This is a genomic window from Eubacteriales bacterium mix99 (assembly GCA_038396605.1).
Taxonomy (GTDB): Bacteria; Bacillota; Clostridia; order Caldicoprobacterales; family DTU083; genus UBA4874.
On sequence record CP121690.1, the window covers coordinates 1,703,277 to 1,729,775 of the forward strand.

Consider the following 26,499-nt stretch of genomic DNA (forward strand, 5'->3'; position numbering starts at 1 on the left):
GTGGGTTGCGGATGATTGGGCAAAGGCATTTGGGCGGATTGATTGCTGTACTGCTTGTATTTGCAGTTTTTTTGACTTGTTTTGTCATGGCTGGTGCGGAAGATTCCATCCTTTCGGAAACAGAGGTCTCTACGCCGGACTATACCAGCCTTTTTGATAAAAATGCTGTGATGAACATAAATATCGATGCAGAGGAAAAGGATTTTCAGGAGATGCTGGATAACGCAAGGAAAGAGGAATACATCAAGTGCAATGTTACGGTAAACGGGACAAAGGTTCAAAATGTCGGAATCCGGCCAAAGGGAAATTCCAGTCTGTCCATGATTGCGTCCAGTGAGGACACAGACCGGTATAGCTTCAAACTGGAGTTTGATCACTATGTGGATCATCAGACCCTGAAAGGGCTGGACAAAATGGTGATCAACAACATCCAGAGTGATACGACTTATATGAAGGAATACCTGTCCTACGACTTAATGTCCCAAATGGAAGTTCCCACACCGCTTTTTGCATATGCGAATGTTACGGTGAACGGAAAGCCCTGGGGCTTTTATCTGGCAGTGGAGTCCCTGGAGGAAAGCTTTGCCCTGCGAAACTACGGTACAGGATATGGCATGTTTTATAAACCGGAGGGAATGGGCGAAAGAGGATCCGGAAAGATGAATGATACCATGGAGAAAATGCAGGATCGGGAAAGGTCCGGTGAGGACACGGAACAAACACAGAAACAGATGCCGCAGAAGCCGGGTAATATCATACAGGACCAGGACAATGCAATACAAAATAAGAGCAATGTTATACAAGGTCAGGGAAATGCAATGCCGGATAAGGACAGTATCGCACAAGACAAGGGTAATGCAATGCAGTTTCCGGACAATGGGGATGGTGCACAGCATGGTGTACAGCGGGATGGGCCAAAGGCAGGAAATTTCAGGGAAGGCGCAGGCGGCCCTGTCCCGGGTGGAGCGGATTCCGGAAATGGAGTTAATCTGGTCTATCAGAGCGATGATCCGGATGATTACTCCGATATTTTTGACAATGCGGTGTTTAAGGCAAATAAGAAAGACTATGCCAAAGTAATCAAAGCCCTGAAAAATCTCAATGATGGTACGGAACTGGATAAATACATCAATGTGGATGAAGTCCTGCGCTATTTTGCGGTCAATACCTTTATCGTCAATCTGGATCATTATGCATCCAATATGGGGCATAATTACTATCTCTATGAGAAAGATGGGCAGCTGGCTATGCTTCCCTGGGACTATAATATGGCCTTTGGAGGATTCCAGCCGGGCAATGCCTCGTCTGCCGTCAATTTTCCCATTGACACGCCGGTATCCGGAGTGGAGCTGGCAGACAGACCGATGATTGGAAAATTGCTTGGAGTGCAGGAATATAAGGAGAAGTACCATGAATATCTCCAACAGATATGTGATGAATACTTTGACAAAAGGAATTATGAAAACAAGCTGGATCAAGTGGACAGCCTGATCGGAAACTATGTGAAAAAGGATTCTTCCGCATTCTATACGTATGATCAATACCGCTCCGGTTTGGAAGCTTTGGAGACATTCGGGCAGCTTCGTGCGGAAAGTGTCCGGGCACAGCTGAGCGGCACCATTCCACCCACTTCGAAAGGGCAGAGCAGTGATTCGTCTGCTTTGATTGATGCTGCGGGGCTGGATATGAGTGCCATGGGATCCATGGGCGGAGGGAAAGGAGGACCGGGCAGGGATCGGGGGAAGAAAACATTCAGCAGGCCGGTTCCCGACGGGGAGGATTTCCGCAGCCGTGATGAGGCGCCGGATTTGCAGGCTGGTGCAGATGATGCATTGCAGAATGCAGCAGGCATCTGGACGACAGATGATCCGTCCCTGATCAAGACCGCAATTGTCTGTGCTGTTTTTCAGATTGCTGCTTTGCTTTTTGCCATACGATTTCGGCGGAGAAGGTTTGGGAATTTTTAAAGCAAAGGTGAGATTAAACGGGAAACCGACTCCCGGATACGGACAAAGATATTGCGGTTGTCGTAGAGCTCACGGGTCAGCTCAATGCACTGCTTCATATCCTCCCGGAACTGCTGTTCCAATTGAGAGACGGTAGCAGGATCGTAGACAACGGCATTGATCTCAAAATTATATTGGAAGCTTCGGATATCGAAGTTGGCGCTTCCCACGGAAGCAATTCTGCCGTCCACCATGATCGCTTTTGTGTGCATAAAGCGGTCATAGTTGTAAATATATGCTTTTACTCCGGAATCCAGCAGATCGGAAAGGTAGGAGGTGGATGCCCAATGGACGAACGGATGATCCTTTTTGCCGGGTATCATGATCCGGACATCCACGCCGCCCAGGGCAGCCGTCCTCAAAGCCTCCGACAGGCTGTCATCCGGGATGAAGTATGCAGTTTGAATAAAAATGCTTTTTTCTGCATTGACGATCATCTTGAAATATCCCTGATGGATGGATGCCCATTTGGAGTCCGGACCGCTGGGGACGATCTGGATTCCCACTGACCCGACAATCTCCTTTTTTGGAAAATATTTATCGCAGAACAGAAGATCGGTTTTGGATGCAAATTCCCAGTCTGAGATAAACCACAGCTGCAGAAAGTCCACAGCGCTTCCTTCTATTCGAAAATGAGTGTCCCGCCAGAAGCCATATCTTGCGGATCTTCCCATATATTCATCGCCCAGATTCAGGCCACCGATAAAGGCCTGTTTGCCGTCGATAACGGTTATCTTCCGGTGATTCCGGTAATTTAAGCGAATATTGACATAGGGGAGAAAAGGAGGATAAAACACTGTCACTTTTCCGCCTGCTTCAATAATTGGCTTGAAAAAGGAACGGCGCAGATGCAGGCAGCCCATCCCGTCATAGAGCAGCCGGACTTCCACGCCCTCCCTTGCCCTGGATGCCAGGATGTCACGGACTTCCCTGCCGATTTCATCGTTCCGGATAATGTAATATTCCATATGGATGTGTTGTTTTGCGGCTTTCAATGCCTTGATCAGAACCGGAAATTTTTCCTGCCCGTTCTCCAGAATTTGTATCCGATTATTATTGGTAAAAATGGCATCTGCATTCTGCAAATGCAGGCGAATCAGATCCTTGTCTTTTTCAACAGCAGGATCAATATCGCCACGGCTTTCTTCCGTCAGCAGCTTCTGATACCGGGATTCCAGCTTTTTTATATCCTCGTCTTCCTTACGGGAAAACACCTTGGTTTTTCTCAGATCCTGTCCCAGAAACAGGTACAGGATAAATCCCACAATGGGAACAAACATCAGAACCAGGACCCATGCCCAGGTGGCACTGGGGTTTTTCCGGCTTAAAAAGATGACAATGAATGCAAGTATAATATTGACAATTAAAACAATTATGGATAAATCAATGTTGCTGTCGCTTGAAACCATACATCGTCACCTGCAGTTCCTGGTTTTTTGAACGGACAACCAATCCTCCACTGGGTTGGTAACACGCTTCCTTCCATATGGATCCGATTGTTTTTCATTCCACATCCGCATACTTAAGTATACCACAGACGGGCTGGACAAACACAGCATTTCCGCAGTTTTTCACATTCCCCTTTCCGGATCCATATTATGAAATAGTTTATTATGTTTTTTTATTGGAGGAAACAGAATGGTACAATATCTTTCGCAATACAATATTATTTTAGTGGGCTTTCTTGCCAGTTTGACAGCAGGGCTGGCGACCAGTGCCGGTACCCTGCCGATATTTTTTGCCCGGGATATTTCCAAAAGGGTGATGGATGCATTGTTGGGAACTGCTGCAGGCATTATGCTGGCAGCAACCTCCTTCAGCCTGGTGATTCCTGCCATCGACAAGGCTGGCGGCGGTGCCAGGGGTGCCGGAATTGTCCTGGTCGGAATTCTGGCTGGCGGTATGTTCCTGGACCTTATCGACAAATGTTTCCCAAATACAAACTTAATGGCCAACTCCATGCCGGATACCGGCTCAAAAAGTGGATTATTTGATCTTCACCGGCCTGAGATGAGGAAGGTGTGGATGTTTATCCTGGCGATTACCGTTCACAACTTCCCCGAGGGAATGGCTGTAGGGGTTGGATTTGGCGATGGGGATATCTCCAATGGCCTGAGCATTGCAATCGGAATTGGTCTGCAAAACATGCCGGAAGGGCTGGCAGTTGCATTGCCGCTGCTCCGGGAGGGTTGCCCAAAATGGAAGGCTTTCCTGGTTTCGACGGCAACGGGGCTGGTAGAGCCCATCGGAGGTTTGCTCGGCATCGGGCTCGTAAACATTGCCCGGCCCATGCTGCCGTTTTTGCTGGCGTTTGCCGCAGGGGCCATGCTTTTCGTCATTGCGCATGAAGTCATACCGGAGAGTCAGGCCGACAGAGGAAATTCAAAACTGGCTACGTATGCACTTATGGTCGGGTTTGTCATCATGATGTTCATGGATGTTGTGTTGGGATGATCCGAACCGGGCGACAGGATAAATCAGCTTAAATCAGAAAAAAGCAATGCCAGGAAGGAAAAAGAGCCGGGGCTGTGGAATGAAAAATAAGGAAGGAAAAAGCGGAAAAGAGAAAGCGGCACCGAAACTTAACACCTGCCTTGGGAAAGATCGCTTTCGTGTACTGGCCTCAGGGGAACGCAGGGACCGGATCGTGTCCGGTGGAGTTACGCTGAATGGTGTAACCCATCATTTCCACGTGATTTCACCGGATTTTGAAGGAGATCCGGCCGATCTGATCATTATGGCGGTAAAGGATCCGGAACTGGATCAGGCGACAGAAGACCTATAACAATGGCATTGCAAGGAATAATGGAATGAATGATAAAGCCCCATGCATTTCTGGATTGCGGGGCTTTATTTTTTTCTTTGACATCTACGTCTCCGATCTGCCGCTTTTTATCAGCATATAAATTGATATAGGGAGCAAAGTTTTCGTAAAGTCATAATTTCAAGCTGTGGAGTTCCTTATTCTTCTTTCCTATCTTCAGCTAAATTAGCAAGTGCATATTCACAGCATTGAATAACAAGGTTATTTGTTGAAATATCATTATTGTGGGCAAGCTTGTCCAGCTGTTTTACCAGCTTTACCGGCATACGAAATGTTTTGTTTACCATTTCTGTTTTATTGACCCTGAACAATAGAAGCACCTCCTTTATGTTAATTCTATATCCATAACGAAGAACAATATACACGGCGGAATAACACTTATTAAAATATTGTAAAATACACTTGAAAAAATAAGTGCAAATGTTATAATATAAATGATCAAATAGAAATCCAGAGGGATGAGGAGGAATAATTCAAATGAAAAAAGCTTATCGTTTCTTGTGTATTGTTCTGGTGATGATGCTGGCATGGAATCTGGCTGCCTGCAGCAGATCAACAAAAAAGTCTAACAAGCCATCAGCTGGCAAATTTTCTGATTCCGCGGGCAACTCCGGATCGGACAAGACAGCGGAAGGCAAAAAGAAGATCAGTCCCCGGAAGAATAAATTGCCTATTACCACAGAAAATATTAAGCTGGTATTATATGATGGTTTCCCCACCGGAGCCAGGCAGATTTACAGCAGTATGGCCGAAACGGACATTGTAAAAAAAATGATGAAAGAGACCGGCTTACAGCTTGAGTTTGTACATGCGCCGGAAGGTGACGACGGCACCTTCTTCAATACCATGATAGCCAGTGAGAGTTTGCCGGATATTCTTCGTGACGGATTCGGTTCCTATCCGGGTGGCCCCATGGCAGCCATGGATGATGGAATTTTGCTGGACGCCACCGATTTGATCGATAAATATGCCTATTACTACAACGGTATTCTGGACCAGGGGGGACCTGAATTACGCCGCAGGGTGATGTCAGACGATGGCCGCTACAAACTGTTTGGTGTTACCTTTTTGCCGGAATACCTGGACGGGGTAAGGCATGGGGGCTTTCTTACAAGGCAGGATCTGCTGGACAAAGTGGGAATCACAAAACTGCCTGTTACCATGGAAGAATATGAAAAAATGTTTGACGCCTATCTTGGTTTGGATATTACTCCCTGGGCAGTTGCCCTGTCGGAATGGCAGTTTAATGACTATGCTCCGGTTGCATCGGCATACGGCGTTCGATACAGTGGATTTCAGTTAAGGGATGGGAAAGTTACATATTCCCGCTGTTTGCCGGAATACAAGGATTTCCTGAAGAAGATGGCTGAGTGGGTGAAGAAAGGCTATATATCTTCAGATGCTTTCAATCAGAAAGCGGCCGATGCAGGAAAAAGCTTTCAGGCGGGTACTGCAGGCGCAGTGTTATCCGGCTCATGGGAAAATATCACACGCGAATCGGTTGGAAAGGTATCCGATCCCAGCTTTGAGATTGTGGGATTGGCTTTGCCACGTTTAAAGGAGGATGATATGCTGACAACATTTTCTGCCGTACTGAGCAACCCGGAAATGGCGCCGAGGTACATTTCTGCCGGCTGCAAGCACCCGGAGGAAGCGGTTCGGTTTGTAGATTATTTATATAAGCAGGAAACGATGAAGATGACTGCCTGGGGTGTGAATACCAAAGAGCATACTCTTTGGAAGGACAATCCGGATGGAAGCCGTTCCTGGACGGATTTTATGGTCAAGAACCCTGAGGTCGATTATGAGACCATGCGGCAGCGATATACCTTTAATCCCATGCAGGGTATGTGGGATACCGAAATGGAGAAGCTTCAATATGAAATTCCTCAGGTTCAGCAGCCCTGGAGCGTATGGTCTTACAATACGGACGATTCTGATGTAATACCTAAATATGTTACCCGTACGGCAGAAGAAGAACGGGAATTGAATACGTTAATGGATGAAATTGATACTTATTCCGGTGAAATGGTACAAAAGTTTATATCCGGTCAGGAACCCCTGGACCACTTTGATAATTTCGTAAAGCAATTGGAGAAGCTGGGGATTGAAAGAGCCTGTGAAATTCATCAGCAGGCATATGAACGGTATCTGGATCGCTGACGGACAATACCATTATGCAGGGAGAATGAAATATGAGTAAAATAAAACCAGAAGGAACAGCGTTTCAAATAGATCATTCCTATCGTTATCCTGAAAGGAAGAATACCTTCCTGATGAATATCCGGCAACGTCCGCTGCTTTATTTCATGGCCATACCAATTATCGTGTATTATGTGGTGTTTCACTATATTCCGATGCTTGGAATCGCAATTGGTTTTCAGAACTTCTTGCCTGCCAAAGGGTTCCTGAACAGCGAATGGGTAGGGTTGGATCAATTTACCCGTTTTTTTCACAGCATGAATTTTGAGAGACTGGTAAGAAACACCTTTTTGATCAGCTTTTATGATCTGCTGTTTGGATTTCCTATGCCTGTTCTGTTTGCATTGCTGCTGAATGAAGTGAAAAACACAAAATTTAAAAAGGTGACACAGACCATTACCTATATGCCCCATTTTATTTCTCTGGTGGTGATATGCGGCTTGATCTATACGTTTACCAAAAGCAATTCCCCTTTGGCCCAACTTGTGGCAACTCTTACAGGAAATAAATCGGAGAATCTGTTGTCCAATGCAAAATATTTTCGGACAATTTATGTAGTGTCCGGTATCTGGCAGGGATTTGGATGGGGATCCATTATCTATTTTGCAGCGTTGTCAGGTGTGGATCCGGCATTATACGAAGCATCCTACCTGGACGGCGCAGGACGTTTTCAGCAGGTCATCCATGTTACCCTGCCGTCCATTGCCCCAACCATCATCATAATGCTGATATTACGGATCGGATCTCTTATGTCTGTCGGGCATGAAAAAATCATTCTGCTGTATTCCCCAATTACTTATGAAACATCAGATGTTATTTCCTCTTATGTATATCGTTCCGGATTGCGGGAAATGAATTATAGTTACGGTACAGCGGTTGGTTTATTAAATTCTGTTATCAATCTGGTGTTGGTTCTGGGAGCGAACTGGATCAGCCGCAGGGTAACGGAAACAAGTTTATGGTAAGGCGGTGAATTACGTGGTTGGAAAGAAATCCATTCATGAAATTATTTTTGATCTCTTCAATTATTTATTGATGATACTTCTGATGTTCGTAACGGTCTATCCGCTTCTATATGTAGTATTTGCATCTTTTTCAGATCCGAAGGTACTGATGGGGACAGAGGGATTCATATGGAAACCATTAGGGGTACCGACAATCCGGGGCTATAGACTGACATTTCAGAATCCCAATATATTAATTGGATATCGGAATACAATATTCTATGTGGTTGTGGGAGTTATGATAAGTTTATTCCTGACATCCATAGGCGCTTACCTTGTTTCAAGACGAAATTTTAAGCTAAAGGGCTTTTTGATGCTGATGATTACCATTACCCTGTTTTTTGGCGGAGGAATGATTCCTATGTTTATGGTCATTAAACAGTTAAAAATATACAATACAGTGTGGGCGGTTCTTTTACCGGGTGCAATCAGTTCGTGGAATCTAATTGTAATGAGGACTTTCTTTCAGGGGATTCCGGTGGGATTGGAGGAAGCTGCACTGATTGACGGAGCAAATGACTGGGAAATATTTTCAAAAGTAATCATTCCGCTCAGCAAACCGGTTCTCGCCGTTATGGTGCTTTATTACGGCGTTGGAATATGGAATAGTTGGTTTGGTCCGATGATTTATTTGCGAAACAGGGAACTGTTTCCGCTTCAACTTTTCCTGAGGGAAATCTTAATGCAGAGCGCCCCGGCAAGCGGGCAGAAACTAACCCTGTCGGATATGCAAACGGACAGCTATTATAAGGAATTGCTGCAATATACAACAATGGTGGTATCAACGGTACCGATTCTCTGTGTTTATCCATTTCTGCAAAAGTACTTTGTAAAAGGAGTTATGATCGGATCCATAAAAGGATAGGTGCAGCGCGTCGTCGCGTAGAGTAATGTCTGGAGTCTCGAACCGCTGGTATGACTGCCTTTTGAGTATATCATGGACCTGCTGTTCCGTTAACAGCGGCAGGTTGGCAGGTACTGTGAAGATGACAAAATGTTCCCTGGCATAAAAGATGAAAGGTGATGGAGCCCGCTTACCCGACGTATGGACACGAAGATGTAGACAAAATTTAAAGATGAGAAAAGGTCCAAGCAGATGTCTGGGCCTTTTCCTCATTCATCATAATTTTTTACCATAAATGGGGACGATTTCGTTCCTTCCGGAGAGCATTGAATCATAACATTATCCGGATTGCTTCGTGAAGGAATGGAAGCATTACTCCACCTCAGGCCGCTTTATGGCTTTATCGGCAGCACCGGCATTTTCGCTGGCTGCTTTTCGGTTCCTGGCCATCTCTTCCACGGTTTTTGTTTTGAGCCGGGCAGCTCCTTTATAGCTTTCCCTGGTGGGGATCAGTTTTCCGGACGCCATTCTCTTTTTGGCTTCTCCAATCGCCATTTTATATTGCGGCAGCCACTGGGCCTGAGCGATCAGCATTTCATCCACCAGCTGCCAGATTTCAGGAGGATTGCAGACAGCTCCTACCAGGGGATCCATCATCATAGCCTGCCGTAGCAGCGTATCATTTCCTTGGATAGCTGCTTCCACTGCCAGTCTCTGCACGGATATACTGGCATTGCATATCGCCGCGCATCCAAGGGGAAGATCCCCGACTTTCGGAATATTGATTCCGTTGTAATCCACATATCCCGGCACTTCCACAATGGCATCATCGGGAAGGTTGGTTATGGTACGGTTATTTATCACATTGAAGTGCCCTCTGTAGATTCGACCGGTTTCCAGGCCCTCCAGTATATAGGAGCCATGTTCACTGCTCCGTTGCGAAGCCTCGTATTTTTGGGGCTCTTCCTTCATCCAGTTGGGAAAATCAGTTTCAAACCAGTTGCGGCCTTCCGTACATACTCTCAGATAGCCGCCGGTTTCGCCATTGATCCAGGACCCCAGATCAATCCAATCCTTTATTTCTTCAGGACGTTTTCGGTACCAGGGTACGTATTCGCTTAAATGGCCGCTGGATTCCGTGCTGAAGTAACCAAATCGGCGAAGCATGTCGATCCGGACTTTTTCGGTCTTGCTGTATACAGGATGCTTCTCGAAAGCCCCCAGGAGCTTTCCGGTCATATCCTCCCCCTTATGTTTGACAGAAATATACCAGGTCTGATGATTGATACCCGCGCAGATGATATCCACTTCTTCCGGTTTCAGTCCCAGGACTTCGGCAATTTGTCGGTGTCCTCCCTGGACACCGTGACACAGTCCAATGGTCCGGACTTTGCCGTATTGATTACAGGCCCAGGTCATCATGGCATTGGGGTTGGCATAGTTGAGCAGCAGACAATCAGGATGGGCGACTTCCCGGATATCCCTGCAGAAATCCAATACAGCCGGTATGCCCCGTTGTCCGTACATGATTCCCCCAGCGCATAAGGTATCGCCCACGCATTGGTCGACCCCGTACTTCAATGGAATATCGATATCTGTTTGAAAGGCCTCCAGACCGCCTATCCGCACCACATTGAACACATATTTGGCGCCTTCAAGCGCCTGTCGGTGATCGGTTGTCGCCTGGATCCGGATATCCAGTCCGTTGGCATTAATATCTCTCTGGCACAACTGGGTAACCATGGACAGATTGTGGGGACTGATATCGGTAAATGCCACCTGTATGTCATGAAATTCCGGTACAGAAAGCAAATCCCGCAGCAGTCCCCTGGTAAAGCCGATACTCCCGGCACCAATAAAGGTAACTTTAAACGACATGGAATCATCCCTCCTGATATGTTTTATACGATATAAAAATCATATCATGCAGCAAGGCTTCTGCGCTTTAAGAATTCTGACGAAAGCGAGCCGGTATGTCAGATATTCTAACCTTAATTTCCTGGGATTTCTGATTTGCGCGCCAGATTCCGATATTGGGAAGGTGTCACATTGGTATGCTTTTTAAACAGGAAGCTAAAGTACTGTCGGCTGTTGATCCCGACATAACCGCATATTTCAATGATGGGAATATCCGTGTAGGCAAGCAGCATTTTCGCTTTTTCCATCCTCAGTTGGGTCAGATATTCATTGGGAGTAACTCCCATGCATTTTCGGAAAATCCGATAGAAATAACCTTCATGAATATGGAGCACGGCAGCCAGCTGGTTGGTCTTGATGTCCTGATCATAGTGCTGATGGAGGTATTCAACAGCTTTACGAATATGTATGTTGCCCATTAGGGATTCTCTTCCCTGCGTATCCTGATTGAGGCGGGCGACGTCCAGTAAAATCTGGCACAATAAAAGCTGTATCATTACGTTGTGCTCCTGTTGCCCACGTTGCTTTCTGTCCAGCTCCATGATCAATTTTTTCAAAGAGGGATAGATTTCATCGGGATCTTTCAAAAGGATATAAGGCTGTGCAGATGACAACAATTTTCGAAAGCCGGGAACGGTTTGATACAGATCTTGCAGGGAAGGACAAGGGTTATTCTTTTCAGCGAACTGAAACTCGATATTGAGCATACGGCAGGGAGAGCCCTCCTCCACCACTAACCTGTGGGCTTTGCCTGCATTCAACAGGATAAGATCTCCTTTTGAAAGGGAGAAGGAATGATCCGAGGTTTCCACAGTACATTTCCCCTTTATGGCATACATGATTTCCACCTGATCATGCCGATGAAATTTCATATGATAGTCCTCCCATTCACGGTAATAGTAGGCTGCCACTTTGGGTTGGTACTGACCGGTAATCCATTTTCTACGATAGAGACTGTACTCCATTATATTTGCTTTGCTGCCAGGATGTATTGCTGCGGGCAGTTAAAACTTCCGGGCAGTTTATGGACCTCCCTTGTTTGTTGATAAGAAAGAAACGTCCGTATAATGATTATATACACGAAAAGGTACCATTTGCAAGATGACCGCCAGGCGGGTATGTATCGGATCCATGGTGCATTGTATGGCTGGTTGGCCGTAATTGGCTGTTTCTTTTCCTCAAATCCGCTTCATTTTTGTCCAGCCCTTGTGTAGTGAAAAAGAATGGACTCGTGAACAAATATTAGCGGTCAGAAAAGTAAGGCGGGACCCGTTTGCTATATTAATGAAAACTTCAGATCTATTCTGAAAGAATTATGATATAATGAATACGATTATACACAGGGGGGCGCCGGAATGACCAATGAAGAGTTTCAAAAAGCAATGCTTACAGGTCTGGAGAATCTCAGTGGCGGTCAAAAACAGTTGGAGGCAAAGCTCGGCCATGTGGAGGCAAGACTTGGCCGTGTGGAGACGGGGCAGAAACAGCTGGATACAAGACTTGGCCATGTAGAGACGGGGCAGAAACAGCTGGATACAAGGCTCAGCCAGGTAGAGACGGGGCAGAAGCAGCTGGATACAAGACTCAGCCAGGTAGAGACGGGGCAGGACAAGATTCAGCAAACCGTGGCAGTGATCATGGAGCAAACCGCAGAATTAACAGAATTCAGACAGGAAATGGGACAAATGCTCAAGGATATCCGTGCTGTGATAGTGAAGTTGGAAATGACCACTGCAGATAATCGGAGGGAAATCACGGTATTAAAATCTTCCTCACGGTAAACCCTGCAAATCACTATTATGATCCATAATTTGCCGGATTTCCGGTCACTTTTCAGCCATCCAGAACATCGGATGGCTTTTTGTTAAAGAATTCCTTTGAATATTTCTTGCCTTATGTGTATATTTGTATTATAATACATAATACAAATATATGGAGGTGTGTGCGTGATCATACAAATTGATATGGCAGCTGATATTCCTATTTATCAGCAAATCCGAAATCAAATTGTTCTGGGAGTTGCCACAGGACAAATGAAAGCCGGAGATCCGCTTCCCACCGTTCGTCAGCTTGCCGGTGAAATTGGTATTAATCCGATGACCGTCAGCAAAGCGTATGGATTGCTGAAAGGAGAAGGGGTAATCTCAATGGATCGAAGAAACGGTGCTCAGATCCATAGCCTTCCGGTAGAAGGTGATGCCATGGATTTGGATTTTGACCAGAGGCTGACGCTTTTGATTTCGGAAGCGCGGATAAAGGGTGCTTCCGGGCAGGAGCTGAAAGAACGCATGATTCAGCTGATGAACAGAGTATATGAAATGAAGGAGGTTCTTTCATGATTTTGTTTTTACTTATTGTATCGTGGTTGGTGTTTGGAGTAATGACAGCGTCGTCCCTGCTTTTCAGAGAGTATCAGAATCATCAGGTCCTTGGAGTGACATTAAGCAAGGCGCATTCCCGGCATCCGGAAATAAAGGGAACGATTGCTTTCTTTACAAAAGTCTGCTATGTAATTCTGATTGTTTCTGTCGGATGCAGCTTTCTCCTTTTGGTTCCGGTGATCGGTGGCTTTGCAGAGTTTGTCATGCTTGTTCTGATAGCACTGAATCTTTTTGTCAATTGGATTGTGATCGGTCACTTTCAAAAGATTCTGATACAGATCAAAGAGAAAAATGACTGGGTTTATCAGAAGACCAGAGAAGAGAATATTATAACGGCAGACCTGGATGTCGCAAGGGAAACGGGAAAGTCCAGTATTTCTTCCGCCTGGGTGTGGCTGTTTTTGCTGCTGAGCTTTATACCGACACTGTTTTTGCTGTTTCATCCTGATAAAAGGGATCTTTATCCGATTGGACTGAGTTTGATCGGTCCGCTTTGCCAGGCTTTGATGGTTTCCCTGTATTATCAGATGAGAAGTCTGCATTCCCGGATGGCAGATGGGAGAGCGGGGGTTCGTCCATCGTTTGCACAGCGGGAGGAGCGGATCAACAGCATATCTTCTACCTTATCTGCACTTGCGATGCTTGTATTCTGGCTTTTATTTAATTTCTCCATGTTATTGTTATATGTCAAGAATGGCTTATTTATCCTCGTTCCGGTGATTTTGCTGATTGCCGCTTTGCTGGGTATTGCACAATGGCAGCAGAGTAAGATGCGCGGCCTGCAAGAGACATGTTCCGATGATTCGTCCGACGGGAAGGAATCGATTCAGGAGCAGCAAAATAGATGGAAGTGGGGCGTCTACCACAATCCCAACGATCCCCGCATCTTTGTTCCCAAGAGGGTTACGGGCATGGGATGGACGATCAATGCCGGACGTCCGGCTGGAAAACTCCTCTATTTTGGCACAGGGATACTGATTCTGCTGATCATCGGGCTTGTCGCCTTTGGGGGAGCAAGGGATTATCAGGTTACTGTACAGGATTCGAACATCCATATTGATGCTGCAATGTATGACATGACGATAAAAAGGGATCAGGTTGTTTCGATATCCACGACGGATCAGCTTCCGGGTGGAACACGTACCAATGGATATGGCGGCGCAAATAAAAGCTTCGGACATTTTAATATGGAAGGATACGGAAAATGCATGATGTATATTTATAACCATGTGGATCAGTATATCGTCGTTCAGCTGAAAGGCAGGGATCCTGGTTATGTTATCCTGAATGACAAAACCCCGGAAAAAACGAAAGACCTGCACCGGACAATCGATCGCTGGTTATCGGGGAAATAGCGGATCTCCTTTTTACTCTTTCTCACTCTTTTCTTGACTTCCGGACTATATATGCTATAGTTTTCAGTGTAACAATTGCAGCGATGCTCCAATATTTATCAATGATTCACTGAAACAGAAAGCCTTCCTGATTTCATTTGTTATGGAGGGGAAACAGTGAAAAAGACAGTTCGGGACAACAAGAGCAGAACAATGGAACAAGGAGAGTGGAAAACTTGAGCAAAGCATTTCGTATCCCTGCAGTACCGCTGATTACCTGTGACCCCTATTTTTCGGTATGGTCCTTTGCGGATCATCTGTATGACGGGGATACCCGCCATTGGACAGGGCACAGAAAAGCCATGAGAGGTTTCCTGCAGGTTGGCGACAGAACTTATCGGTTCATGGGATCCGGTGACGGGGAAACCGCAAAGCAGAAATCCGTTGAAGTAACCCCTGTTTCTTCAGTCTATACCTTTGAAGCCGGAGGGATGGAGCTGGTGGTAAAGTTCATCACTCCGCTTCTGTTGAACGATCTGGAACTTACCTCCAGGCCCTGTACCTATGCTTCCATATCCTTACGTTCCGTAGACGGAAGGACACATCAGGCATCCCTTTTGTGGGAAGTGGACGCAGAACTCTGTTATCATACAGATGAGGACGAAACGACAGGAATGCAGGATAACCCCGGAAGCGGATGCGGGAAAGATCCATCGAAAGAGCCAGCTGTCTGCGGAGGGGTACACCATATGAAAGGATTCGAGGCGGCCTGGATGGGCCGTGCCCGGCAGGGAATCCTCTGTCACAGCGGGGATGATATTACCATCGATTGGGGCTATGCTTATCTGGCTGTTCCGGATCAGGAAGGGAGCCGGGTATTTTACACCCATGACGGGAATCCCGAAATGGAGCCTGCAGGAACGGGAACAAGCCGCCCTGCCATAGCAGCCAGTCTGTCCTTTGGAGAGGTGGGCAGGGAAAGGGCAGATCGTCTGATTACCATGGCTTACGATGATGTGGCTTCCATTATGTATTTTGGCCATCCTCTGAGAGGTTATTGGGCAAAAGATGGAAAGAGCATACTGGAAGCATTGGAGGACAGCATTTGTTCTTTTGACGATATTGTACGGAAATGTGATACATTGGACAGGGATCTGATGTCTGCCGCCGGGAAAACTGGCGGGGAGGAATATGCCTCCATCGTATCTCTGGCTTATCGGCAAAGCATTGCAGCACACAAGCTTGTTGCAGGGCCGGAGGGGGAGATACTGTTCCTGTCCAAGGAGTGCTTTTCCAATGGCTGCATTGGTACGGTGGATGTCAGCTATCCTTCCGTTCCCCTGTTTTTGCTCTACAATACCGAGCTGGTAAAGGGAATGCTTCGACCGATCTTCCATTTTGCGGAAATGCCTATATGGGAGTACGATTTTGCACCGCATGATGTGGGCCGGTATCCTTATGCCAACGGGCAGGTATACGGCCTTTCCGATACAGCAGGGAAGGATGGAGGGAAACAGTGGAGAGCCGGGAACGGGGAAGTCTATCCGCCTTATTGGATGTACCCCGGGGAATGCGGGATTTATTCCCTGAAGCAGCAGATGCCGGTGGAGGAATGCGCCAACATGCTGATTATGACAGCGGCAGTTGCAGTTGTGGATGGAGAGGCAGCCTTTGCGGAGGAGCATTCCGATTTGCTTCAGAAATGGGTGCAGTATCTGGTGAAATATGGACAGGATCCGGGCGAGCAGCTTTGTACGGATGATTTTGCAGGGCACCTTGCCCATAATGTCAATCTGTCTGCAAAGGCGATTATGGGAGTGGCATCCTGGTCCATTTTGTGCCGCATGATGGGCAGGAAGAAAGAAGCGGAACAGTTTATGCAGCGCGCCGGAGAAATGGCCCGTACCTGGGAGACCTCCGCTGTGGAAGGGGACCATACCCTTCTGGCCTTTGACAGGAAAGACAGTTGGAGCATGAAATACAATCTGGTGTGGGATATCCTGTTTGGCACCGAACTGTTTGATAAAGACATGATGGAAAACGAGATCCAATGGTATCGGAAAAAACAGAATCGATATGGTCTGCCGCTGGATTCCAGAATGAGCGACAGCAAAACAGACTGGACTTTGTGGTGTGCCGCCATGGCGGATTCGGAAGAGGACCTGAAGGAGCTGATCCGTCCTGTTTATCTGTTCCTGCAGGAAAGCAGGAGCCGTGTTCCGTTTTCGGACTGGTATGATACGGAGTCAGGAGACGCCAGGAATTTCCGGAACCGGACGGTGCAGGGAGGCCTGTTCATGCCCTTGCTTCGTCAATCCGGAAAATGCTCCATTGATTGATGAATTTCCATATGTCGATAAGTCGATAAGTTGATAATGCAGATTTTTCCTGGCGGCGTGAAAGATGCGCCGCCAGTTATGCCATAAATAATCTTGAATTGGATCCGGCACTTTGGCCTGTCCGATTGTATTAATAGTGAAGGGAGAGCAAAGTATATAGTGATAGGATAAATATAAAGCCTCACGGGAACTATTCCGTAAGGCTTTGAACAAGCAGGATATCAGTGGACGGCTTCCTGCATCACTTTGCCGATGCTGTCCTGAATAATGAGATCCGCTTTTTTATCATAGGGGGTAGAGGTCTTGTTGATCAGTACCAGCTTGTTGCCCCTGTAGTACTCAATCAAAGTGGCTGCAGGATAAACAGCCAGGGAAGTTCCTCCTACGATCAATACATCGGCATTGTGAATATAACGAATGGACCGGACCAGGGTATCCTCATTCAGCATTTCATCATAGAGAACGACATCCGGCTTCACGATACCGCCGCATTTGCTGCATTTTGGTATGCCTGTACTGTTTACCACATAGTCCATATCGTAGCTTTGTCCGCATTTCATGCAGTAATTTCGATGGATGGACCCATGGAGTTCCAGGACGTTTTTGCTTCCTGCCATTTGATGGAGTCCGTCAATGTTCTGTGTTATGACCGCTTTCAGCTTCCCTTCCTGCTCCAGCTTTGCCAGTGCAAGATGGGCCGGATTTGGTCCGGCGTCCTTATAAATCATCTGATTTCTGTAAAAATCAAAAAACTCTGCGGTGTGCTTTGTAAAAAAGCCGTGGCTCAACATGACTTCAGGAGAGTTTCCGTATTTCGTTTTTGTCCGGTAGATACCGTTTTTGCTTCGGAAGTCCGGTACTCCACTTTCTGTGGAAACCCCTGCGCCGCCAAAAAACACAATGTTGGAACTTTGGGCAATGATCGAACTTAATTTTTGAACTTCCATGCCATTACGCTTCCTTTCCTGAATCTTTGTCATATAATTATTTCTGTTCCATGTCGTAATTTCAGTTCCGGCATGTTCCACTTCATTATATCATGAATCCCTTTTTCTGTCTTGTTTCTCAAATTTCGCAATTGCTGAGCAGAATAGGCGCTTGCCGATACCATGAATGATCTGATCATAGATATTATAGGGGCGGCAACAAGCTGTCAGTCTGTTGTTTCCCTCTTCCTTTGTTTATGAAACTGCCGATACTGGGTGGGAGAGATTCCAATCGTTTTTTTGAAGGCCTTGCTGAAGGACTGAATCGTCTGATAACCCAGCCGGTATGCAATTTCAGTGATATTGTATTCATTGGACTGCAGCCATTGGATCGCCTTCTCCATCCGTTTCCTGGTGTAGTACTCCTGGAGGGTGAACCCTGTCTCTTCGGAAAACACCCGTGACAAATAGGGATAGCTGTAGCCCAGCTCATGTCCGATATCTGCAAGCCCCGTCAGGCTCAACAGCTTGCTGTCAATGTAATTGATAATCTGATAAATGGTATCTCCCTGAGACTTTTCCGGATTTGGGATATACTTCTGTTCCCAGGAGGAACAAAAACTCCGATAGGTATATACCAGGATCTGTTGCAGCAGTATCTTGATCATCAGTTGGGAATATTCATTGACCTGGTTGATTTCTCTCAGTACCTGACGAAAGGGAATGTCAATATCCAGGCAGTCTCTTGCGCAGGGCACATCCACCTTCTGAAGCATCTTTTCAATATGAATCAAGGCATTTTGCATATGGGGGTATTGGTTGAAGTTAAAGCCTTCAAAACGCTCCCCAAAAGTCTTCAGGAATCTGCCAGGATTGATGGCGCAAATGAATGGACCATTCTGTTTCGTATCGTCGTGCCCTTGTCCAAGGCAGTCCTGGCAGTGATGTTGTTGTTTTATGCAGTGGGGCATTGGAATGAATGGTTCAATGCCATGATTTATCTGAGGGACAGGGGAAAGTTTCCATTGCAGCTGATTTTAAGGGAACTACTGGTTGAAGAAAGTCAGACGGCAACTGTTTCCCAGTTTTCCAAGGTGATAAAGGTCGGAGACCTGGATATGTATAAACCGCTGATCCGATATACAACAATAGTAATTGCCACTGTGCCGGTGTTGTGTTTCTATCCCTTTATTCAGAAGTACTTTGTAAAAGGGGTTATGGTCGGATCCATTAAAGGATAGGCGCGAAGAACTGAAATGGGCTGATAATTCCTGTGGAAACTCAGGTTCCCGGGGATTGACAACGATATTGGGATTTGCTATGATAAGCAAGTAATAAGGTTTGTGTAGAACCAGAAGCAGAGTAGGATCTTGTGCGTTGATCACACGATTGCAGTGCCTTCTGAACGGGGAGTTGTCAGAGGGACGAAAAGCCGGATTGGCTTGCGGTACAAGGTTCGCATCCCGCTGCTACATAATAAGGAGAAGTATTTTTCAGTGCCTCTTGTTATGTAGCCGAGCTGCATAACAGGAGGTGCTTTTATGATAACGACCTGGCATGTCCGTTTAACGTTGCTTCATTTTTTAAGACACGAATGTGTCTTGTCCGGCAATTTCATCGCGAAAGGAGCGGTTCGTTAAATGGATAAATCATCTATACGTTTGCGCCGCATTGTAATATCTGCGGTATTTCTCAGTATTTCGCTTGTACTTAAAACAGCCTTTTCATTTCAAATCCCCTTGTTTGGACAGAATGGAATGAGCATTGGCATATCCGGTATTTTTTCTATCCTTCCTTCCATTTTATTTGGGCCTGTTTATGGGGCTGTGACATCCGGACTTTCGGACCTGTTGGGACACTTCCTGAAGCCCATGGGTCCCTTTATTCCTCTCATGACACTGATTGCTGCTGCCGGCGGATGGATCCGTGGCTGTCTGTGGAAGATTCTGCGGAATCGGGATGTCAGGAGGATGCGGATCGCAGTGGCTGTCCTGTCTGTATTATTGCTGCTGTTCGGCATCTGCAATATGGCATTTCTGTCCGCAGACGGTATTGATAAATCATTTTATGACAGGGTACGGATGGACGACATCCATACGGAACGGATGCACCTTGTCAGCAGACTTCTTGTTGCCAGGACAATGAATATGAAGGACCCTTCCGGGAATCTTGCAACATATCTATTTTTTACAACTTCCGGTCTGATCGGAAGCGCCGCGTTCGGAATCCTTCTGTTGCTCCTGGATCTTCTGATCTCCAGGAAAGTGCGGAGTAACCAGGGGGGAGGGCAGACGATGCCATTGCTTCTGGCCATGATAGGTTCCGGCCTGATCGTTACCACACTCAATACAATGGTAATGAGGGAGATGGTCTATACATCATGGAAAATGCTGCCGTTTGTCGTTCTGTGGATTCCCCGCGTAATCGAAGAGATTCTTGCAAATATCATCAAGACCTATTTTGTTGCAGTGCTCCTCAGTGCTCTGAACCGACAGAGAGGGATAAAAGAAATGGTCTCCTAGAAAAAATTTTGTCTGAAAGGAAGGATTTTATACATATTTATTGTATTCTATTTATAAAGGGGGAATAAATGGAGGAGGAGTATACAAAAAATGGATTTGCTGCTATTTTTACTAAATGATGTGATTTTTGTTGCCCTGGAAGGAGCTACACTTCTCTACCTGTTCCTTTATGTACTGGGTGATTCGGACTTTTTCCGCAAAAGTCCGACCAAAGCTATCTTTTTTATAGCCCTGTATCTCGTCGTGGGCCATGTTTTTGCATTGTATCGGGAGTTCCCGGTCACATTGCTTTATGTACTGTTTTGCTGGTTGGTGCTTGCGTACCTGACCAAAACGAATCTTTATCTTTCCGCCATCGCCAGTGTCACTGTATTTTTAATTTATGGGGTTACGGAAGTGGTTACCTCGATCCCTGTCCTGGCGGTTATGGGCTTGCCTTTTCCCGCTGCTCTGGGTAACAGGGGTATGCAGGCAAAAGCACTTTTGGTGATCCGGCCGATACAGATTGCGCTGATTTTTCTGATTACCAGGTTCCGATTCAATAACAGTTTTTTTCAGAGCCAGGTTTTCCGCAAGGATAATTCTTCCTCCGCATATCTGTTTATTGTCCTCTTGTTCATGAGTCTCTTTTACAGCAATATAGCAAAGTACATAGAGAATATCAGGGCTCTGGTAACCAGTGGTCTTCTGTTTCTCGCTGTATTAGTCATGGGCATCATGGATACAAAGGAGCGGATGAAGCTGCTGGACATTGAAAATCAGCTGAAGCTTCAGAAGGAATATTCCAGAAGCATGGAGCTGGTGATTGACGCAGTCCGAAAGGAAAAGCATGACTATCAGAATCATCTGAGTACTTTGGTCGCCCTTTGCACCATGGATGAACCGGAGGCAATCGGCCGGGTCAAGTCCTATGCCCAGAGGCTTACCAGCGCAACCAGCACAAGTTTCCGCTTTTACAATACCGGCAACAAGTATCTGGATGGCCTGCTGGCGGTAAAAAACAATCTTGCGAAGGATAAGAAAATCTTTTTTGAGGTGGATACGGAAATGTCTCTGGAAGATATCGAGGTGGATGATGTTGATCTGACAACGATCGTCGGAAACATTGTTGACAATGCCTTCGATGCTGTGGCAGCAAATCCGGAGGAGAGCAAAAAAATTGTCTCCCTTGATATTTTTGAAGAAGAGGGGAAATGCTGTATTTCCATATCCAACAATGGCCCGGAAATTTCCGATGTTCATAAGAAACATATTTTTGATTACAAGTATTCGACGAAAAGCAAAGGGGAAGGGGAGCGGGGCTATGGCCTGTTCATCGTGAAAGAGCTGGTGGACCGGAACAATGGAAAGATTATCTTCAATAGCTCAGAGTTTGAAACGGAATTCCGTATTTTGTTTCGCCGCAGTGAAAAATCTGTCTCATCACATGTTGATCCGAACAATTCCATGTTGAAGAGTCATATCTGATGTCATTTTTTTCAAAAATTTAACCTCTTTATTGTCCCTGGATTTACGCCATATGGAATCGGACGGTTCCTTCCGATAAAAAAGAAAGACAAGCATGAAAAACTGATGTAGAATAGGGATATGGGAAGACTACTCATATTCCTATTTTTATTTTGGAGTGAAAGCTTAGTGAGCGAATTGCTGGATTATATCAAAAGCAGCACGGGGGAAGCAATGGACCGGTCCCGGGTGCGCAGGATGCATCCGCTGGTACTGGCTTATATCGGGGATACGGTATACGATTTGTTTGTAAGAACCCATTTGATCCTTACCAATGACATCCCGGTTCACCAGCTGCATGTCAGGTCGATTTCCTTTGTCAATGCCGGTTCCCAGTCGGAGACCCTGCATGATATTGAGGAACGGCTGACGGAGGAAGAGCGATACATTGTCCGAAGGGGAAGAAACGCAAAACCCGGTTCTGTTCCGAAAAATGCAGATGTGGCGGAATATCATTGGGCCACCGGCTTTGAATCGCTTTTGGGCTATTTGTATCTGAGCGGACAGGAAGAACGCCTGTGCGAGGTTCTTGGTTTTGCAATGGATGCCAGACAAGGGGGAAACCGCCCCCGAAAGGATTGAATGCGGGAGAAAGGATGTTGTTTATGAAAAGAGAAAATCGGGAAAAAGGCAAAAGGGCAAATGGTTCGCGGCAGAATCCCAGACTGAACGATAGATATGGGGAGGAGCGGGATATTCGGAAAAGAGGAAACCGCCGCTACGAAAAAAAGGAGGATGGGCGGTCCGAAACGGGCCGGATGGATCCGGTCCATGATGATTGCGATGAAGGTTATATCGAAGGAAAACGTCCGGTGCTGGAAGCTTTGAAATCCGGACGGACAGTGGAAAAACTGTTGATTGCCCGCGGAAGCAGGGAAGGGTCCGTCCGGGAGATATACAGTCGCGCCAGGGAAGCCAAAATTGTGATTCAGGAAGTGGACCGGAAGCGCCTGGATGAGATTTCCGAATCCGGGGCGCACCAGGGAGTTCTGGCCTTTGTCACCCCCTATCAGTATGTGGAGGTGGAAGATATCCTTTCCAGGGCAGAGGAGAAAGGGGAAGCACCTTTCCTGATCGTTTTGGATGAGATCATGGATCCCCATAATCTTGGCGCGATTCTTCGGACAGCGGAATGCTGCGGTGCCCATGGGGTGATCCTTCCAAAACGGAGGTCGGTGGGCATGACTCCTGTTGCAATGAAGGCTTCTGCCGGTGCTGCGGAGTATTTGTCTGTTGCAAAGGTTCCCAATCTTGTCCATACCTTGGAGGATCTGAAACAGCGGGGGATCTGGATTGCAGGTGCAGCCACGGAAGGTGTGGAGTATACAGCTCAGGATCTTGCCGGGCCGATTGCACTGGTAATTGGCAGCGAAGGAAAGGGAATCGGGCGTCTGATCCGGGAAAAATGCGATTTTCTGGTCCGGATTCCCCTCAGAGGCAGGATAGAATCCCTGAATGCTTCTGTGGCAGCCGGAGTTCTGATGTATGAGGTGGTTCGGCAGAGAGGATGACAGAGGATCCCGGCAGCCCGGAAAAATGCAGAACTTCGTTTCGGGCGGGAGGCGCCGGAGGCGCAAAGAGAGCTTGACTTATCAGAATTATGTAATGTATAATGAAATATGATGTGTAACTCAAGCGATGGAACATTGGGGGAGACGCGGGTGGAAGTTATGATATGGAGAGATCCTTACGATCATTATTCTGAAATGCCCGATGAACAGGTGGTGGAGTATGCCAGAGCCGGTGAGGAGGAAGCCCTGGAATATCTGATTAAGAAATACCGCAATTTTGTACGTGCCAAGGCGCGCTCTTATTTTTTGATCGGAGCGGATCGGGAGGATATCATTCAGGAAGGAATGATCGGATTATATAAAGCCATCCGGGATTTTCAGGCGGACAAGCTGTCTTCCTTCCGCGCCTTTGCCGAGCTTTGCATTACCCGTCAGATTATTACTGCGATCAAGACGGCTACCCGTCAGAAGCATATCCCCCTGAATTCCTATGTATCTTTGAATAAGCCTATTTATGATGATGAGTCGGACCGGACCCTGCTGGATGTATTGTCCGGCACGCGGATATCGGATCCGGAGGAGCTTATTATCAGTCAGGAGGATTTCAGCAGCATTGAATCCAAGATCAGTGAGCTGCTTAGTGATCTGGAATGGGAGGTTTTGTCTTCCTATCTGGAAGGGAAGTCCTATCAGGAAATCGCCACGGATCTGGATCGTCACGTGAAATCCATTGATAACGCATTGCAGCGTGTTAAGCGTAAATTGGAACGTTATTTGAAGAGCAAGGACTGAAAAAGAAATAAATAAAAATATCATTGACAAATGAAGTGCCCGGGATTAAAATAGTAAATGGTTTTGTGACAGGCAATGCGGGTGTAGCTCAATGGCAGAGTTCCAGCTTCCCAAGCTGGCTGCGTGGGTTCGATTCCCATCACCCGCTCCATAAGGAAGACTGGAATGTCAGAAGCCTGGTGTCAGGATCTGTTTTAGAGAAACCGTAAAGCGGCGGACTGGATTCCACCTTCTGATTTCCAACTTTCAATCTTAAAGTGCCCATGTAGCTCAGCAGGTAGAGCGCCGCCATGGTAAGGCGGAGGTCATCGGTTCAAATCCGATCGTGGGCTCCAAATGAATTCGTTCATGAAACACCAGGATAAGTTGTACAGACCACTTACGGATTTTCATGGATCAAACAAAGGAGGACAAATGAATCATGGCAAAGGCAAAATATGAGAGGACAAAACCCCATGTCAATATTGGGACAATCGGGCATGTAGACCACGGCAAAACCACTTTGACGGCAGCGATTACAACGATTCTGGCAAAGCTGGGAAAAGCACAGGCCACGAAATATGATGAGATTGACAAAGCCCCGGAGGAGAAGGAAAGAGGAATTACCATCAATACCGCCCATGTGGAGTATGAGACCGATAAACGGCATTATGCCCACGTGGACTGTCCCGGGCATGCGGACTACGTAAAGAACATGATCACAGGAGCTGCCCAGATGGACGGAGCGATTCTGGTGGTATCCGCAGCAGACGGCCCCATGCCGCAGACAAGGGAGCATATTTTGCTGGCACGGCAGGTGGGAGTGCCCAACATCGTTGTTTATCTGAACAAGATTGATCAGGTGGACGATGAGGAGCTTCTGGAGCTGGTGGAGCTGGAAGTGCGTGACTTGCTGACAGAGTATGACTTTCCGGGGGACGACGTACCGATTATCAAGGGATCTGCCCTGAAGGCACTGGAAGCAGTCAACAGCGGAGCGGATGTGAAGACGGATCCGTGGTGCAAGTCGATATTTGAGCTGATGGATGCAGTGGACGAATATATCCCCACACCAAAGCGCAGCAATGACAAGCCATTTTTGATGCCGGTGGAGGATGTCTTCACCATTACTGGACGGGGAACGGTTGCGACCGGGAGAGTGGAGCGCGGTACGGTAAAGATCTCTGATCCGGTGGAGATTGTGGGACTGGAGCCCAAGGCCAAATCCACAGTGGTTACCGGGGTCGAGATGTTCCGGAAGGTGCTGGATCAGGCAGAGGCCGGAGACAATATCGGAGTGCTGCTGCGTGGCATTCAGAGGGAGGAAGTGGAGCGCGGGCAGGTATTGGCCAAGCCCGGGACGGTTCATCCACACACGGAGTTCAGCGGACAGGTTTACGTATTGAAGAAGGAGGAAGGCGGACGGCATACCCCGTTCTTCAATGGTTATCGCCCACAGTTCTTTTTCCGGACGACAGATGTGACCGGGGACATTGAGCTGCCGGAGGGCGTGGAAATGGTCATGCCCGGGGATCATATAACGATGAACGTAAAGCTGATTACCCCCATTGCCATGGAGGAAGGTCTGCGGTTTGCCATTCGCGAAGGTGGAAAGACTGTTGGCGCAGGCGTTGTTTCTTCCATAAAAGAATAAATGAGGCAGGGAATCCAATAAGATTCCAATAGAAAAATGGGAATAGGGATAAGTAAGGGGTGTTTCCCCTTGCTTATTTTTTCGGAAGAAATATCCTGGTTGACAGTTGTTTTGAGATATGGTAAATTATATAGGTATAATGGTTACGATGAAAGGTCTTTTTTACCGTTTTTGCAGTCCGCTGGAAATGATTATGGTGTCAGGATAATTGCGAAGTCAGGTATTTTTCAGCCCTTTGCCATGAGAAATTCCATAAGAAAGGAACAACGGATGGATGCCGGATACTGAAGCGAGGTGTGGACAATGAGAGTGAAGGTTACTATGGCTTGTACCGAATGCAAACAGCGTAACTACAACACCATGAAAAATAAGAAGAATAACCCGGATCGACTGGAAATGAGAAAATACTGTAAATTCTGCGGGACGCATACCCTCCATAAAGAAACGAGATAGGTCACCACTCGGGGGATAAGGATGTGAGAGAGATGGGGAAAAAGAAAGAAGCCAGGAAAGAGAAGGACGTTAAAAAAAAGCAGGTTGCAAAAAAGGGAAGCATGTGGCTCCGCATCCGGAAATATTTCAGGGGAGTTGCTTCTGAACTGAAGAAGGTCAGCTGGCCGACCCGAAAGGAGCTGATCAATTCCACAGCAGTTGTTTTGGTTTTCATTGTAGTTTTTGCCGCTGCTGTAGGTCTGATTGATTTAGGCCTGGGGTCACTTCTTAAACTGATTACTTAAAGAAGGAGGAGAAGGTCAGGA

General features: G+C 46.7%; 25 protein-coding genes, 2 tRNA genes and 1 riboswitch. Of the genes, 21 read left to right on the forward strand and 6 right to left on the reverse strand.

Going from position 1 to position 26,499, the window contains the following annotated elements; translation table 11 throughout:
* Window positions 1-11: 11 nt before the first annotated feature.
* On the forward strand, window positions 12-1,967 hold the full coding sequence (locus QBE55_07400) for a CotH kinase family protein (GenBank protein WZL77409.1): 1,956 nt from the start codon (window positions 12-14) through the stop codon (window positions 1,965-1,967).
* Here QBE55_07400 and cls read toward each other — a convergent pair.
* Window positions 1,964-3,415 carry a cardiolipin synthase gene (gene cls / locus QBE55_07405; GenBank protein WZL77410.1) on the reverse strand — a complete coding sequence of 484 codons (1,452 nt, stop codon included), beginning with the start codon at window positions 3,413-3,415 and terminating at the stop codon, window positions 1,964-1,966. The genes QBE55_07400 and cls overlap by 4 nt on opposite strands.
* Window positions 3,416-3,644: 229 nt before the next feature.
* Here cls and QBE55_07410 point away from each other — a divergent pair, with 229 nt between their 5' ends.
* Together QBE55_07410 and QBE55_07415 are read left to right on the forward strand one after the other, a co-directional pair.
* Complete coding sequence (locus QBE55_07410; protein ID WZL77411.1) at window positions 3,645-4,460, forward strand: ZIP family metal transporter; 816 nt, start codon at window positions 3,645-3,647, stop codon at window positions 4,458-4,460.
* Between the two features lie 79 nt (window positions 4,461-4,539).
* Window positions 4,540-4,791 carry a hypothetical protein gene (locus tag QBE55_07415; protein ID WZL77412.1) on the forward strand — a complete coding sequence of 84 codons (252 nt, stop codon included), beginning with the start codon at window positions 4,540-4,542 and terminating at the stop codon, window positions 4,789-4,791.
* 176 nt (window positions 4,792-4,967) lie between these two features.
* Here the strand turns inward: QBE55_07415 and QBE55_07420 are convergent, their stop codons facing one another.
* Window positions 4,968-5,141 carry a hypothetical protein gene (locus tag QBE55_07420; protein WZL77413.1) on the reverse strand — a complete coding sequence of 58 codons (174 nt, stop codon included), beginning with the start codon at window positions 5,139-5,141 and terminating at the stop codon, window positions 4,968-4,970.
* A gap of 166 nt (window positions 5,142-5,307) precedes the next feature.
* Here QBE55_07420 and QBE55_07425 point away from each other — a divergent pair, with 166 nt between their 5' ends.
* From QBE55_07425 to QBE55_07435, 3 genes are read left to right on the forward strand one after another with little or no spacing between them, the layout of a single operon-like run.
* Window positions 5,308-6,993, forward strand: coding sequence for an extracellular solute-binding protein (locus QBE55_07425; GenBank protein ID WZL77414.1), 1,686 nt, complete (start codon window positions 5,308-5,310; stop codon window positions 6,991-6,993).
* Between the two features lie 32 nt (window positions 6,994-7,025).
* Complete coding sequence (locus tag QBE55_07430) at window positions 7,026-7,997, forward strand: ABC transporter permease subunit (GenBank protein ID WZL77415.1); 972 nt, start codon at window positions 7,026-7,028, stop codon at window positions 7,995-7,997.
* Between the two features lie 13 nt (window positions 7,998-8,010).
* Window positions 8,011-8,901 carry a carbohydrate ABC transporter permease gene (locus tag QBE55_07435; protein ID WZL77416.1) on the forward strand — a complete coding sequence of 297 codons (891 nt, stop codon included), beginning with the start codon at window positions 8,011-8,013 and terminating at the stop codon, window positions 8,899-8,901.
* 351 nt (window positions 8,902-9,252) lie between these two features.
* Here the strand turns inward: QBE55_07435 and QBE55_07440 are convergent, their stop codons facing one another.
* Window positions 9,253-10,758, reverse strand: coding sequence for an alpha-glucosidase/alpha-galactosidase (locus tag QBE55_07440; protein ID WZL77417.1), 1,506 nt, complete (start codon window positions 10,756-10,758; stop codon window positions 9,253-9,255).
* Window positions 10,759-10,871: 113 nt separating this feature from the next.
* The gene (locus tag QBE55_07445; GenBank protein ID WZL77418.1) at window positions 10,872-11,669 is read right to left on the reverse strand and encodes an AraC family transcriptional regulator; all 798 of its coding nucleotides are present in this window, start codon (window positions 11,667-11,669) and stop codon (window positions 10,872-10,874) included.
* 483 nt (window positions 11,670-12,152) lie between these two features.
* Here QBE55_07445 and QBE55_07450 point away from each other — a divergent pair, with 483 nt between their 5' ends.
* From QBE55_07450 to QBE55_07465, 4 genes are all read left to right on the forward strand, one after another.
* Window positions 12,153-12,578, forward strand: a complete 426-nt coding sequence (locus QBE55_07450) for a hypothetical protein (protein WZL77419.1) — start codon at window positions 12,153-12,155, stop codon at window positions 12,576-12,578.
* Between the two features lie 165 nt (window positions 12,579-12,743).
* Complete coding sequence (locus tag QBE55_07455) at window positions 12,744-13,136, forward strand: GntR family transcriptional regulator (protein WZL77420.1); 393 nt, start codon at window positions 12,744-12,746, stop codon at window positions 13,134-13,136.
* A complete protein-coding gene (locus QBE55_07460) occupies window positions 13,133-14,533 on the forward strand; it encodes a DUF5808 domain-containing protein (protein WZL77421.1) in 1,401 nt (466 codons plus the stop codon). The genes QBE55_07455 and QBE55_07460 overlap by 4 nt, the downstream gene beginning before the upstream one ends.
* Before the next feature lie 215 nt (window positions 14,534-14,748).
* Window positions 14,749-16,851: a DUF4965 domain-containing protein gene (locus QBE55_07465; protein WZL77422.1), complete on the forward strand. Its 2,103-nt coding sequence runs from the start codon at window positions 14,749-14,751 to the stop codon at window positions 16,849-16,851.
* A 221-nt stretch (window positions 16,852-17,072) separates the two neighbouring features.
* Here the strand turns inward: QBE55_07465 and QBE55_07470 are convergent, their stop codons facing one another.
* Both QBE55_07470 and QBE55_07475 read right to left on the reverse strand, forming a co-directional pair.
* Window positions 17,073-17,798: an NAD-dependent protein deacylase gene (locus QBE55_07470; protein WZL77423.1), complete on the reverse strand. Its 726-nt coding sequence runs from the start codon at window positions 17,796-17,798 to the stop codon at window positions 17,073-17,075.
* A gap of 206 nt (window positions 17,799-18,004) precedes the next feature.
* Window positions 18,005-18,535 carry an AraC family transcriptional regulator gene (locus QBE55_07475; protein WZL77424.1) on the reverse strand — a complete coding sequence of 177 codons (531 nt, stop codon included), beginning with the start codon at window positions 18,533-18,535 and terminating at the stop codon, window positions 18,005-18,007.
* 57 nt (window positions 18,536-18,592) lie between these two features.
* Here QBE55_07475 and QBE55_07480 point away from each other — a divergent pair, with 57 nt between their 5' ends.
* The 11 genes from QBE55_07480 (at window position 18,593) to secE (ending at window position 26,478) form a co-directional block, all read left to right on the forward strand.
* On the forward strand, window positions 18,593-19,018 hold the full coding sequence (locus QBE55_07480) for an ABC transporter permease subunit (protein ID WZL77425.1): 426 nt from the start codon (window positions 18,593-18,595) through the stop codon (window positions 19,016-19,018).
* 115 nt (window positions 19,019-19,133) lie between these two features.
* Window positions 19,134-19,248, forward strand: a riboswitch (THF riboswitch).
* A gap of 169 nt (window positions 19,249-19,417) precedes the next feature.
* Window positions 19,418-20,299 carry an ECF transporter S component gene (locus tag QBE55_07485; GenBank protein WZL77426.1) on the forward strand — a complete coding sequence of 294 codons (882 nt, stop codon included), beginning with the start codon at window positions 19,418-19,420 and terminating at the stop codon, window positions 20,297-20,299.
* Window positions 20,300-20,389: 90 nt separating this feature from the next.
* Window positions 20,390-21,766 carry an ATP-binding protein gene (locus tag QBE55_07490; GenBank protein ID WZL77427.1) on the forward strand — a complete coding sequence of 459 codons (1,377 nt, stop codon included), beginning with the start codon at window positions 20,390-20,392 and terminating at the stop codon, window positions 21,764-21,766.
* A gap of 213 nt (window positions 21,767-21,979) precedes the next feature.
* Complete coding sequence (locus QBE55_07495; protein ID WZL79889.1) at window positions 21,980-22,387, forward strand: ribonuclease III domain-containing protein; 408 nt, start codon at window positions 21,980-21,982, stop codon at window positions 22,385-22,387.
* Between the two features lie 176 nt (window positions 22,388-22,563).
* A complete protein-coding gene (gene rlmB, locus QBE55_07500) occupies window positions 22,564-23,316 on the forward strand; it encodes a 23S rRNA (guanosine(2251)-2'-O)-methyltransferase RlmB (GenBank protein ID WZL79890.1) in 753 nt (250 codons plus the stop codon).
* Window positions 23,317-23,475: 159 nt separating this feature from the next.
* Window positions 23,476-24,108, forward strand: coding sequence for an RNA polymerase sporulation sigma factor SigH (gene sigH / locus QBE55_07505; GenBank protein ID WZL79891.1), 633 nt, complete (start codon window positions 23,476-23,478; stop codon window positions 24,106-24,108).
* Window positions 24,109-24,185: 77 nt separating this feature from the next.
* A tRNA-Gly gene (locus QBE55_07510) sits at window positions 24,186-24,259 on the forward strand.
* A gap of 108 nt (window positions 24,260-24,367) precedes the next feature.
* A tRNA-Thr gene (locus QBE55_07515) sits at window positions 24,368-24,443 on the forward strand.
* A gap of 86 nt (window positions 24,444-24,529) precedes the next feature.
* Complete coding sequence (tuf, locus tag QBE55_07520) at window positions 24,530-25,741, forward strand: elongation factor Tu (protein WZL77428.1); 1,212 nt, start codon at window positions 24,530-24,532, stop codon at window positions 25,739-25,741.
* A gap of 303 nt (window positions 25,742-26,044) precedes the next feature.
* Window positions 26,045-26,194 carry a 50S ribosomal protein L33 gene (gene rpmG / locus QBE55_07525; GenBank protein ID WZL77429.1) on the forward strand — a complete coding sequence of 50 codons (150 nt, stop codon included), beginning with the start codon at window positions 26,045-26,047 and terminating at the stop codon, window positions 26,192-26,194.
* Between the two features lie 32 nt (window positions 26,195-26,226).
* Window positions 26,227-26,478, forward strand: coding sequence for a preprotein translocase subunit SecE (secE, locus tag QBE55_07530; GenBank protein ID WZL77430.1), 252 nt, complete (start codon window positions 26,227-26,229; stop codon window positions 26,476-26,478).
* Window positions 26,479-26,499 lie beyond the last annotated feature (21 nt).

Excerpts from the sequence above, each read along its gene's own strand:
- QBE55_07400 (WZL77409.1), top strand. The coding sequence starts at position 12 with ATGATTGGGCAAAGGCATTTGGGCGGATTGATTGCTGTACTGCTTGTA.
- cls (WZL77410.1), bottom strand. The coding sequence starts at position 3,415 with ATGGTTTCAAGCGACAGCAACATTGATTTATCCATAATTGTTTTAATT.
- QBE55_07410 (WZL77411.1), top strand. The coding sequence starts at position 3,645 with ATGGTACAATATCTTTCGCAATACAATATTATTTTAGTGGGCTTTCTT.
- QBE55_07415 (WZL77412.1), top strand. The coding sequence starts at position 4,540 with ATGAAAAATAAGGAAGGAAAAAGCGGAAAAGAGAAAGCGGCACCGAAA.
- QBE55_07425 (WZL77414.1), top strand. The coding sequence starts at position 5,308 with ATGAAAAAAGCTTATCGTTTCTTGTGTATTGTTCTGGTGATGATGCTG.
- QBE55_07430 (WZL77415.1), top strand. The coding sequence starts at position 7,026 with ATGAGTAAAATAAAACCAGAAGGAACAGCGTTTCAAATAGATCATTCC.
- QBE55_07440 (WZL77417.1), bottom strand. The coding sequence starts at position 10,758 with ATGTCGTTTAAAGTTACCTTTATTGGTGCCGGGAGTATCGGCTTTACC.
- QBE55_07445 (WZL77418.1), bottom strand. The coding sequence starts at position 11,669 with ATGAAATTTCATCGGCATGATCAGGTGGAAATCATGTATGCCATAAAG.
- QBE55_07450 (WZL77419.1), top strand. The coding sequence starts at position 12,153 with ATGACCAATGAAGAGTTTCAAAAAGCAATGCTTACAGGTCTGGAGAAT.
- QBE55_07460 (WZL77421.1), top strand. The coding sequence starts at position 13,133 with ATGATTTTGTTTTTACTTATTGTATCGTGGTTGGTGTTTGGAGTAATG.
- QBE55_07470 (WZL77423.1), bottom strand. The coding sequence starts at position 17,798 with ATGGAAGTTCAAAAATTAAGTTCGATCATTGCCCAAAGTTCCAACATT.
- QBE55_07485 (WZL77426.1), top strand. The coding sequence starts at position 19,418 with ATGGATAAATCATCTATACGTTTGCGCCGCATTGTAATATCTGCGGTA.
- QBE55_07490 (WZL77427.1), top strand. The coding sequence starts at position 20,390 with ATGGATTTGCTGCTATTTTTACTAAATGATGTGATTTTTGTTGCCCTG.
- QBE55_07495 (WZL79889.1), top strand. The coding sequence starts at position 21,980 with ATGGACCGGTCCCGGGTGCGCAGGATGCATCCGCTGGTACTGGCTTAT.
- rlmB (WZL79890.1), top strand. The coding sequence starts at position 22,564 with ATGGATCCGGTCCATGATGATTGCGATGAAGGTTATATCGAAGGAAAA.
- sigH (WZL79891.1), top strand. The coding sequence starts at position 23,476 with ATGATATGGAGAGATCCTTACGATCATTATTCTGAAATGCCCGATGAA.
- tuf (WZL77428.1), top strand. The coding sequence starts at position 24,530 with ATGGCAAAGGCAAAATATGAGAGGACAAAACCCCATGTCAATATTGGG.
- rpmG (WZL77429.1), top strand. The coding sequence starts at position 26,045 with ATGAGAGTGAAGGTTACTATGGCTTGTACCGAATGCAAACAGCGTAAC.
- secE (WZL77430.1), top strand. The coding sequence starts at position 26,227 with ATGGGGAAAAAGAAAGAAGCCAGGAAAGAGAAGGACGTTAAAAAAAAG.